This window comes from Longibacter sp., assembly GCF_051155795.1.
Classification (GTDB): Bacteria; Bacteroidota; Rhodothermia; order Rhodothermales; family Salinibacteraceae; genus Longibacter.
In genome coordinates this window covers 1-9,433 of the sequence record NZ_DAXETW010000087.1, presented here as the reverse complement: position 1 = coordinate 9,433, position 9,433 = coordinate 1, and the positions used below count along the sequence as shown (strand labels likewise).

The window sequence follows — 9,433 nt, the reverse complement described above, 5'->3', positions numbered from 1 at the left end:
GTCTCGCCGTTCATTTCGTAAAAGGCGAGTTCCGGATGTACCTCCCGAACGCGTTGCTGTCGTTCCGGGGTGACGACCGATGCGACCTCTCGCATCTTGGGAAACAGATGGAAGGCTTGAATGGTGATCCCCGGCGCATCATGGGCGGTGCCCGTGTGGAGCGCACGGGCCTCGTCGTACGATTCGGCAGCGAGTGCGGCGCGTGCCGGCGGTGAGAACACGCTGCTACTCCGCGGATAGCCGAGGAGCCCGCGCGCGGCTCGGTCGCACGCGCGGCCGCCCGATGCCGCACGGTCCGGCAGCCCGATCACCATGTCGATTCCGACGAAGCCAGGCGCCTCCGGAGCGGCCAATGCCGACTCGATAGTGGAAACGACGCGGCGTCGACACGCGCCATCGGCCGGTCGGTAGAACACGGCGAACCAGCCCGAACGAAACCCGTCGAGCCCGGCAACCCAGTCGGATGTGTCAGCCGCCTGCCTCATTTTTGACCCACGCCGGTCCGGTCGAACAACCACTGATAGGCCGCTGCAAACTCGCGCCGCCAGAACCACTCCGCGTGCTGGCCGTCCGCCCGAATGTGGGACACGAGGTGTGTCCCGCGGTCGAAGCCGGCCTTCTCCAGCTCCTCGACCATTCGGCGGTGATCCTTCACATAGACGCTGTCGGGGTCGTCGCCCACCGTCTCAAGGGCGCCGCTCATCATGTAAATGCGCGTATCGGACGGTACGGACCGATCCTCCGGGATGTCTCCGTACACCTCAGGGGCGAACCAGTACGCCGGCGAGAAGATACCGGCCTTCCCGAACACGTGCGGGTATTCGAACATGGCATAGGTCGAAATCAAGCCGCCCATGCTCGATCCCATGAGGCCCGTATGCTCGCGTCCCGGCTTCGTCCGATACGTGGAATCAATTCGTGGCTTCAAGGTCTCGACCAGAAACCGTACGTATGCGGCCCCTTCCCCGCCCGCCTCCAATGAATCGTTGACCCAGGGCGAGTATTCATCCATCCGCCGGTCGCCGCCGTTGTCGATCCCGACGACGATGATGCCGGGATCTCCCGCGGCGTGCAATGAGTCGAGCGTTTCATCGATGCCCCACTCCCCCGCGTAACTGGTGGCCGCGTCGAACAGGTTCTGTCCGTCGTGCATGTAGAGCACCGGATACGCCCGTTCGGAAGCGTCGTAATCCGGGGGAAGGTAGATCCATACGCGGCGCTCTCGGTCCAGTGGCGTCAGGGGCATGGACCGATCGAGGACGGAGACGGAGGCGGTCGCCGTCGAGTTCGGAAACGGCCACGGCCGATCCGGATTGCGCCAGCCCACGATGGTGGACGTGTAGGTCACGCCGCCATCCTCCGGTACGGTCACCTCCCGATTGCCGAGGTCGTCCCCCGCATCGTCGACTTCGACATACTCCCATGAGCCGAGGGTAAACTTAAACTGCACCGGGCCCGACGGCAGGTCGGGCAGGGTAATCTCGTACGCCCCGTCGTCCTGCTCGGACAGGCGATACGCGGACTCGCCCGGTTCCCAGTCGTTGAACGTGCCGGCAATGTAGAGATCGGCGTCGTCGGGCACGGTGTCGGCGACCGTGACCTCGAAGCGCGCACCGCTCGGCGGGGCCACCTGCCCCTGATTGCAAGCCATCATACTAATGACGAGGAGCACTCCGGCGAGCAGCGCAGCGACCCGGGATCCAACCAACGGACCATGGCCGCCCTCCGCAGCGCGGAAATGGGGACAGGGAGACGAAGAACAACGCATATGAGCACAAAGCCGGCAGAAATCGTGAAGGCGGGATGTGTAGGGTCGGAAATTCGCGATTCAATTGCACATCATCATCCATGGCTGCACCCATCCATTGCTGCACCCATCCATTGCTGCGTACTGCTTTTCGGCATTTACCGATTCTCCCCAACCTTCCACTTTGTATTAGGTTACCATGCGGTGCGCCGGTACGTTCGGATTGCCGGCATCGCATCTACCGCAGAACAGCGCTCGTGAGTTATGAAACTGCCGTTCGTGCTGGCCAGCCGATTTGTCGCCGGCGAAACGCTGGAGTCGGCCCTGCCCGTCGTCGATGAGTTGAACGCGAAAGGCCTTCACGTCGCTCTCGACCTTCTCGGGGAGCACATTCACGACCGGGACAAGGCTGTCCGTGCACGCGACGCGTACATCGACCTGGTAAACACGATGGCGGAACGGCCGGCAGTGGATCTGCGCAATCGGATCTCGATCAAGCTGTCGATGATGGGGCAGATGATCGACGAAGCGTTCTGCCTCGACAACCTGCGGCGGCTCCTCGACATCGCGTCGTCGAAGGACATCTTCGTTCGGCTCGACATGGAGGACTCCGACCTGACGCAGTCCACCCTCGACATCTTCGAGACCGTTTACCCGGATTATCCGAACCACGTCGGGCCGGTTCTGCAGGCGATGCTGAAACGGACGGATCAGGACATCGACCGCATGTGCGAACTCGGCGCAAGCGTTCGGCTTTGCAAGGGGGCCTACGGCGAACCTGCGTCCGTCGCCTACCAGGAAATGGATGTCATCCGCGCACGCTTCATCGACTACATGGAGCGGCTGCTGGAGCACACGAACAACTCGGGCATCGCCACGCACGACGATCAGCTGATCGACGCCACGAAGGCGTTCGCAGCCCGGCACGACATCTCACCGGAAACGTTCGAGTTCCAGATGCTCTACGGGCTCCGCCCCGAGACGCAGGAAGACCTGGCGGCGCAGGGCTACAACATGATGGTCTACGTACCGTACGGCACGGAGTGGTTTCCGTACTTCTACCGCCGGCTGCGTGAACGCAAGGAAAACGTGTTTTTCATTCTCCGCAACCTTTTCCGTTCGTAACTGCGCACGAAGCACAGCCGGCCGACGAGTCCCTTCCGCGGGAGAACGTCTCACGTGAGACAGCGGAGCCACGACCACTGCAGGGCTGCTTGGTGGCGCTGTCGCGCTACTCCCTTGCTACGGCTCAATGAAAAAGGGCCGACCACGTGTCAAACGCGTCGGCCCCTCACTGTTCAGATGTCTCGGCTGGATCCGCCCGCAACGGTTCGCTTACCGGACGCGAATGCGCTGGCCCGGCTGAAGACTTGATCCGCGAATCTCGTTGAGGTTTTTGATCCGCTCCACGGATGCGCGGTGACTCCGGGCGATCTTCCACAGGGTGTCTCCCGACCGCACCGTGTAGTATGACCCTTTTGCCGCCTGCTCGGCGTCGGCCTCGGCGATCATCCCTCGTGCAGCTTCCGGAGAACGCCCCGCAACGGTTACGCGGTTCGTGACAGCACGAAGGCCGCGTGTGCGCGCCAGAACCCGATCGATGAGCCGGTGCTGGTCTGTCGTGTTGACGTCTCCCGAGAGCGTCAGGCGGCCACTCCGGACGGTAGCATCGAAGTCGAACAGGCGGAGGTCATCCTGCTTGGCCAGCGCCTGCACTACGCGCGCTTCCGCACTCGCGTCGGAGAGCCGCTGCTCGAGCGACCGCGTGGAGGCGTTGATCATCTTGGCGGGTTGAACGCGCTCGGCATCCGCGGCCTGCGAGGTTGGCTCCGGCGCACTCAGTGCCGTCTCCGGGTCCGGGGCGGGCGGGGGCTCGAGCGTATCCGATTCGAACTCGCATCCAGCCAGAAAGGCGAGGAGCAGGCAGACCGTGACGGCGAAGGGGGGGAACGACATCAAACGCATGAAGAAGGGGGCGTGCGAAGTGAAACCGTGGGAGTACAGAAGGTAACAGCAAATCTCGTGCAAATCTACCGGCTTCCCCGTCTCACACGAGGTTTTAAGGTTTCGCTGTAGCTGGCTCCGATGTCGTTCGGGCCGACGCCGGCTCCACGCGCCCATTTTCGGCGAGCCAGCGCTCCGCATCAATGGCGGCCATGCACCCGGTGCCCGCCGCGGTCACCGCCTGGCGGTATTCGTGGTCCTGTGCATCGCCGGAAGCGAATACGCCGGGAACGTTGGTGTAGGTCGAATCCGGTCGCGTGATGATGTAGCCGTTGTCGTCCGTATCGAGCCAGCCCGTGAAGGGATCGGTATTCGGTGTGTGCCCGATGGCAAGGAACAGGCCGGTCACCTCATCCATGACGCTGGTTTCCCCCGTTTCATTGTTGATGACCTCGATGCCGTCAACCTGATTCTCGCCGAGGACATCGACGACTTCGGTATTCCAGACAAACTCGATCTTTTCATTTTCGAATGCGCGCTCCTGCATGATCTTCGAAGCGCGGAGTTCGTCCCGGCGATGGAGTACGTAGACCTTCTCGGCGAACTTCGTCAGGAAAGTCGATTCTTCCATCGCGCTGTCACCTCCGCCGACGACAGCTACCGTTTCGCCCCGGAAGAAAGAACCGTCGCACGTAGCGCACGCCGTTACGCCCTTCCCGATGAGTCGCTGCTCGTTTTCGAGCCCGAGGTAGCGCGCGGATGCTCCCGTCGAAATGATGACGGACTGCGCGTAGACGGGTGTTTCCTCATCAACCAGCAGTCGGAACGGGCGCTCGGAAAAGTCGACGTGCGTGACCGTGCCGTAGCGGGCATCCGTACCGAAACGCTCGGCCTGCTCCTGGAAACGCTCCATCATCTCCGGACCAAGGATGCCGTCCGGGAAACCCGGGTAGTTCTCCACGTCCGTCGTGGTGGTGAGCTGTCCGCCGGGCTGCGGCCCCATGTATACGAGCGGCTCGAGGTCGGCGCGGGCGGCATAAATCGCGGCGGTCCATCCCGCCGGGCCCGTCCCAATGATCACGACATCGTGCATCTCGGCGTCGGTGAAATCGATGCCGTCGAATGCCGACAGATCGGGCGTGATGGGCGCGCCATCTCCGGTGGTTCCGTTTGTGGTGGCGTTGGGGTCTGAAGTGACAGCCATGATGGAAGTCGTCTGAATCGTGGGTTGCCGGCGGACAGACACCGGAACGCCGGTGCGAGCATGGGGGCAGGCACCGGCATCCGGGGACGGTCCATCTTGTGGGTTGTCGGTCGGGTCGTTAGGCAGGCTGACCGCTGAGCGCTTCGAGCTTCTTCGCAAGCGCGCTCTTGCCCATCGCACCGACGAGTTGCTCTTCGACGTCGCCGTTCTTAAAGAAGAGTAGCGTCGGAATCGAGCGAACGCCGTACTCCTGGGCGATCTTCGGGTTGTTGTCGACGTCCAATTTCCCAACCTTCGCCCGGCCCTCAAAGTCGTCGGCCAGATCTTCAATGATCGGTGCAATCTGGCGGCAGGGTCCGCACCACGTCGCCCAGAAGTCGACCAGAACCGGCTGGTCAGCGTTGAGTACTTCTTCTTCGAAATTATCGTCCGTCAGCGTTACGACGTTCGGATTGTCAGCCATAGTTTCAGATTCACTTGCAGAGAAAGAAGTCGGGCCGGATATCGTGTCTATGAACCTCCGCTGCTCTACAACGGTTTCTTCCGCACCCGACATTTATCGCATTTATACGATGAACAAGGAACGTGCCGTATCCCCGGCCGCGTGCTGTAATCATTCCTTCATGTCACTCCGACAGGCCGCGGGCACACTGCACGCGTGGATGCGACGGGATTGGCGGGTTACGTATTCATTTTGTCCGGGATGGCGGCCTCGTAGGTGGTTGTGAGTCGCTCAACCGGCACGTTGAGAAGTGTCGCTCCACCGAGCTCCAGGCGCAGGTGATCGCCGCCGATCGTTCCGACGCGGTGCACCCCGATGCCCGGATGGTCGGCAAGGACGCGCTCAGCCTGGTCGGCGTCGTCCGCCGTTGTGGAGAACGTGATGCGGGACTGCGCCTCGCCGAAAAGAACCGCATCGGTTCGGAGCTCGTCGGGGGGGCCGAGGTCAACGTTCGCTCCCATGCCCCCGTGGATCGCCGACTCGGCGAGCGCCACGGCAAGCCCGCCGTCGGACACGTCGTGGGCGTGCTGGACGCAGCCTTCCCGGATGAGGGCCAGCATGGCGTGCTGAACCGCGTGCTCTTCCGCCAGGTTGAGGTGCGGTGCGTCGCCGGTGGTCATCCCATGCAGAGAGGCCAGGTACTCCGACCCGCCGATGTCATTGCGGTGCGTCCAGGCGTCCGGCGTCAGCAGGAAGAGGACGTCGCCCTCGCCCCGGAAGGCGGATGTCGTGCTGTGCTCCGCCACGTCGTCAACGATGCCCAACATGCCGATCGTCGGGGTCGGGAAGACGGCGCCCTCCGGGTGTTCATTGTAAAACGACACGTTGCCGCCGGTCACCGGCGTTTCCAACGCCTCGCACGCGTCGCTCATTCCCCGGATGGCCTGCTCGAATGTCCAGTAGACCTCCGGCTTGTAGGGATTGCCGAAGTTCAGGCAGTTCGTGATCGCCATCGGGCGTCCGCCGGCGCAGGTCACGTTTCGCGCGGCTTCGGCAACGGCAATCTGGGCGCCGCGTCGCGGATTCAGGTACACGTACCGGCCGTTGCAGTCCGTTTTTACAGCCAGAGCGCGGTCGGTGCCTTTTACGCGCACGACCGCGGCATCACTCGGTCCAGGCCCGACGACCGTGTTCGTTCGAACCATCGTATCGTATTGCTCGAACACCCAGCGCTTTGATGCAATGTTCGGGGCCGCAAGAAGCCCGACCAGTGCATCTTCGGCCGTATGGGCGGTCACGTCCTCCACGCTCGAGGCATCGAACGCGCGGGTCGCTGACAGGTATTTTGGCTCTTCCGTCTCCCGTTCGTACACCGGAGCACCCTCTCCCGCAGCCAGGTGATGCGGATCCAGATCGGCGACGACGTCACCGTGCCAAAATACGCGCACGCGCTCGGTGTCGGTGACCTCGCCGATGTGCTGCGCGTTCAGATCCCACTTCTCAAAAATCGCCTTCAGTTCCTCCTCGCATCCTTTCTTGCAAACGATCAGCATGCGCTCCTGGCTCTCGGAAAGCATGATTTCGTACGGCGTCATCTTACTCTCCCGCACCGGTACTCGGTCGAGGTGAAGGTCCATTCCGGTACCGGAGGAGGCCGTCATTTCGAAGGAGGAACTGGTGATGCCCGCGGCACCCATGTCCTGGATGCCGGCCACCACCTCCGCCTTCAGCGCTTCGAGCGTCGCCTCCAGTAGGAGCTTCTCCTGAAAGGGGTCCCCGACCTGGACGCTGGGGCGTTTCTCCTCGCTTTCCTCGGAGATCTCCTCCGAGGCGAACGTGGCGCCGTGAATGCCGTCGCGCCCCGTCGACGAGCCGACGATGTAGACCGGGCACCCTGCTTCATCCGCTGCAGCACTGGCGATCCGGTCCGAATCGACGATCCCGACGCTCATCGCATTGACCAGCGGATTCCCCTCGTACGCATCGTCGAAGTACACCTCGCCCGCCACGGTGGGTACGCCGAAGGAGTTGCCATAGTCGCCGATGCCACGCACGACGCCGTCGAACAGGTAACGCACACGCGGTTCATCCAGCGATCCGAACCGGAGGGAGTTGAGCGCGCAGATAGGTCGGGCGCCCATCGTGAAAATGTCCCGGTGAATGCCGCCAACCCCCGTTGCGGCCCCCTGATATGGCTCGACGGCCGATGGGTGATTGTGCGACTCGATCTTGAAAGCGACGCCCAGTCCTTCCCCGATGTCCACGAGGCCCGCGTTCTCTTCTCCCGCCTCGACGAGCAGCTGATCGCCTTCGTTCGGAAGCGTCTTCAGGAGAGCGAGCGAGTTTTTGTAGGAGCAGTGCTCGCTCCACATGACCGAATAAATGCCGAGCTCGACGAATGTCGGCGTGCGGCCCAGGGCATCGACGATCCAGTTGTATTCCTCTTCCGTGAGTCCATGCTCGATTGCGAGGTCAAGATCCACGTCTGGAACGTGCGGGGTCGGTTCAGCCATGTGCAGAAAGGTCGGACGTGCAGGAAAGTGGCGACGATGCCTTCGACGACGGTCGAAGTGTGAAGGGGATACGTACAGGATAGGTACGGCTCGCGAGGTACGCAAAGGAACGGCAGCTTCCGAGACAAACAATCCATGAAGCGCGATGAATGGCAGCGATACGGTGCAGGTGAACGCATCACCGTGAAAACGGGCGGACGGGCCCGACCCGTGCCTTGAATGCTTCCCCGTTTCCCACGCATATACAGGAGTGCGTAGCTATCCTGTTTGACTTTCGGGCCCCTGCTCACGAACAGATTCCTGCATGGGTTCGGCCCGGGGTTCTCTCTTGCGCACCCGGCGCCTTGCCGCAAGGGTATCGTCGGTAGCCTGGCGCTCCTGTCGATCTTCCTACCGCCGGCACCTGCGCACGCTCAGTTACGTCCCCTGGATGTCGGCCGATTCCGTATCGCCGCCGGCGCGGTTACGCACCACCTCGATAACCTTTCACCGGCCGCGCACATGGAATCGGCGACGAGGTGTCACCTCGGTGGCTTTGATGATCAACCGTTTACCATCCGGCTAAGCGTCCTGTACATGTGGTCCCGTCTCGTATTGCGGCGCATGGGCGCCCACACACTTCAACGCCGGTTCTCGGCCGACGCATCGGCATAGCTTCTGGGGGGCGACCCCTGAAGATACGCGCGTTCGACGTTTGGCTTACCCCGCTGTACGCGTACAAGGCCTTTCGGCGAACACAGACATCCGTATTCGCTGGACGGCTAGTGTCGATTCTTCTGTGCCACCGATGCACACAGTCGGTCCATGCTTTCGCTCGTCTTCAGCGCGTCATCACGCTGCGGCTCTTTATTTCGCACGTCTGCCGACTGATTGTATAGACGACGCGTAAATGCTGGCGCGACCGTTTCATCATCTTCCCATAGACTGACAATCGTCCCCCTGTGCGCTTGCGCCAGCGCTCGTCACCCTCTGGTCCACGCAGGCGGGTCACTTGCCGGAAGGGATTAGAAGCCGGATTCATCGACCGCAACAGAGGTAGGCTGTGTCTGCGAACGCGCCGAATCCCCGGCGTCTGGCGAAGGCGAATCTGATCCTTGTGTCGGCGGCGATTTCATTGCAGTCCCGAGTCCGTCCTCGGGCCGGAGCCGGTCGAAGAAGCGAGGGAGCATGGCGCGCAGCTGTTTCATGTCGCCGGAGCTAACATGACGCAGCAAAACCGTGATGATAGCCTGGATGGCCCGGTTTGTATTGCGAGCGCCGATGGTATCTACCTCCGCCCGAACCTGCTATTGAGGGTCGTCACGGCCAAGTTTCTCCGATTCTCCCGTCGGGTGATTGGCCTCGAAGAACAACCCTCTTATGAGCAGTGGGAGTTGCGATGAGAGGTCAAGCCCGTCTTCGACGGGTGGGCGGTCACGAAGCACGAGTATAGCACCCCGAAGGGCATGGTAAGCTGCACGCCTGCGTCCGTCTCCCATGGCCGCACTGATTTCGTTTACCCCGGCATTGGTTTCGTGAATTCAGCGGTCGAGTGTATTCACTTCCGTGCGTGGGCACCATCGTCTCACCGAAACGCATGTCGA

General features: G+C 62.1%; 8 protein-coding genes. 1 reads left to right on the top strand and 7 read right to left on the bottom strand.

Going from position 1 to position 9,433, the window contains the following annotated elements; genetic code table 11:
- A partial coding sequence (locus ACFCU0_RS09710; RefSeq protein ID WP_434973472.1) for a DUF429 domain-containing protein occupies positions 1 to 485 on the bottom strand: 485 nt, incomplete at its 3' end.
- The gene (locus tag ACFCU0_RS09705) at positions 482 to 1,654 is read right to left on the bottom strand and encodes an alpha/beta hydrolase-fold protein (RefSeq protein ID WP_434973471.1); all 1,173 of its coding nucleotides are present in this window, start codon (positions 1,652 to 1,654) and stop codon (positions 482 to 484) included. The genes ACFCU0_RS09710 and ACFCU0_RS09705, both read right to left, overlap by 4 nt.
- 357 nt (positions 1,655 to 2,011) lie before the next feature.
- Between ACFCU0_RS09705 and ACFCU0_RS09700 the strand changes: the two genes are divergently transcribed.
- Positions 2,012 to 2,872, top strand: a complete 861-nt coding sequence (locus ACFCU0_RS09700) for a proline dehydrogenase family protein (RefSeq protein WP_434973470.1) — start codon at positions 2,012 to 2,014, stop codon at positions 2,870 to 2,872.
- Between the two features lie 210 nt (positions 2,873 to 3,082).
- On the opposite strand, the gene ACFCU0_RS09695 is transcribed toward ACFCU0_RS09700, so the two are convergent.
- The 5 genes from ACFCU0_RS09695 to ACFCU0_RS09675 all read right to left on the bottom strand — a co-directional run bounded on the left by ACFCU0_RS09695 (position 3,083) and on the right by ACFCU0_RS09675 (position 9,340).
- Positions 3,083 to 3,703, bottom strand: coding sequence for a LysM peptidoglycan-binding domain-containing protein (locus ACFCU0_RS09695; RefSeq protein WP_434973469.1), 621 nt, complete (start codon positions 3,701 to 3,703; stop codon positions 3,083 to 3,085).
- Between the two features lie 103 nt (positions 3,704 to 3,806).
- A complete protein-coding gene (gene trxB / locus ACFCU0_RS09690; RefSeq protein ID WP_434973474.1) occupies positions 3,807 to 4,784 on the bottom strand; it encodes a thioredoxin-disulfide reductase in 978 nt (325 codons plus the stop codon).
- Positions 4,785 to 5,013: 229 nt separating this feature from the next.
- The gene (trxA, locus tag ACFCU0_RS09685) at positions 5,014 to 5,358 is read right to left on the bottom strand and encodes a thioredoxin (protein WP_434973468.1); all 345 of its coding nucleotides are present in this window, start codon (positions 5,356 to 5,358) and stop codon (positions 5,014 to 5,016) included.
- Positions 5,359 to 5,576: 218 nt separating this feature from the next.
- Positions 5,577 to 7,850: a phosphoribosylformylglycinamidine synthase subunit PurL gene (purL, locus tag ACFCU0_RS09680; protein WP_434973467.1), complete on the bottom strand. Its 2,274-nt coding sequence runs from the start codon at positions 7,848 to 7,850 to the stop codon at positions 5,577 to 5,579.
- Positions 7,851 to 9,136: 1,286 nt separating this feature from the next.
- Positions 9,137 to 9,340 carry a DUF2267 domain-containing protein gene (locus ACFCU0_RS09675; protein WP_434973473.1) on the bottom strand — a complete coding sequence of 68 codons (204 nt, stop codon included), beginning with the start codon at positions 9,338 to 9,340 and terminating at the stop codon, positions 9,137 to 9,139.
- Between the last annotated feature and the right edge of the window lie 93 nt (positions 9,341 to 9,433).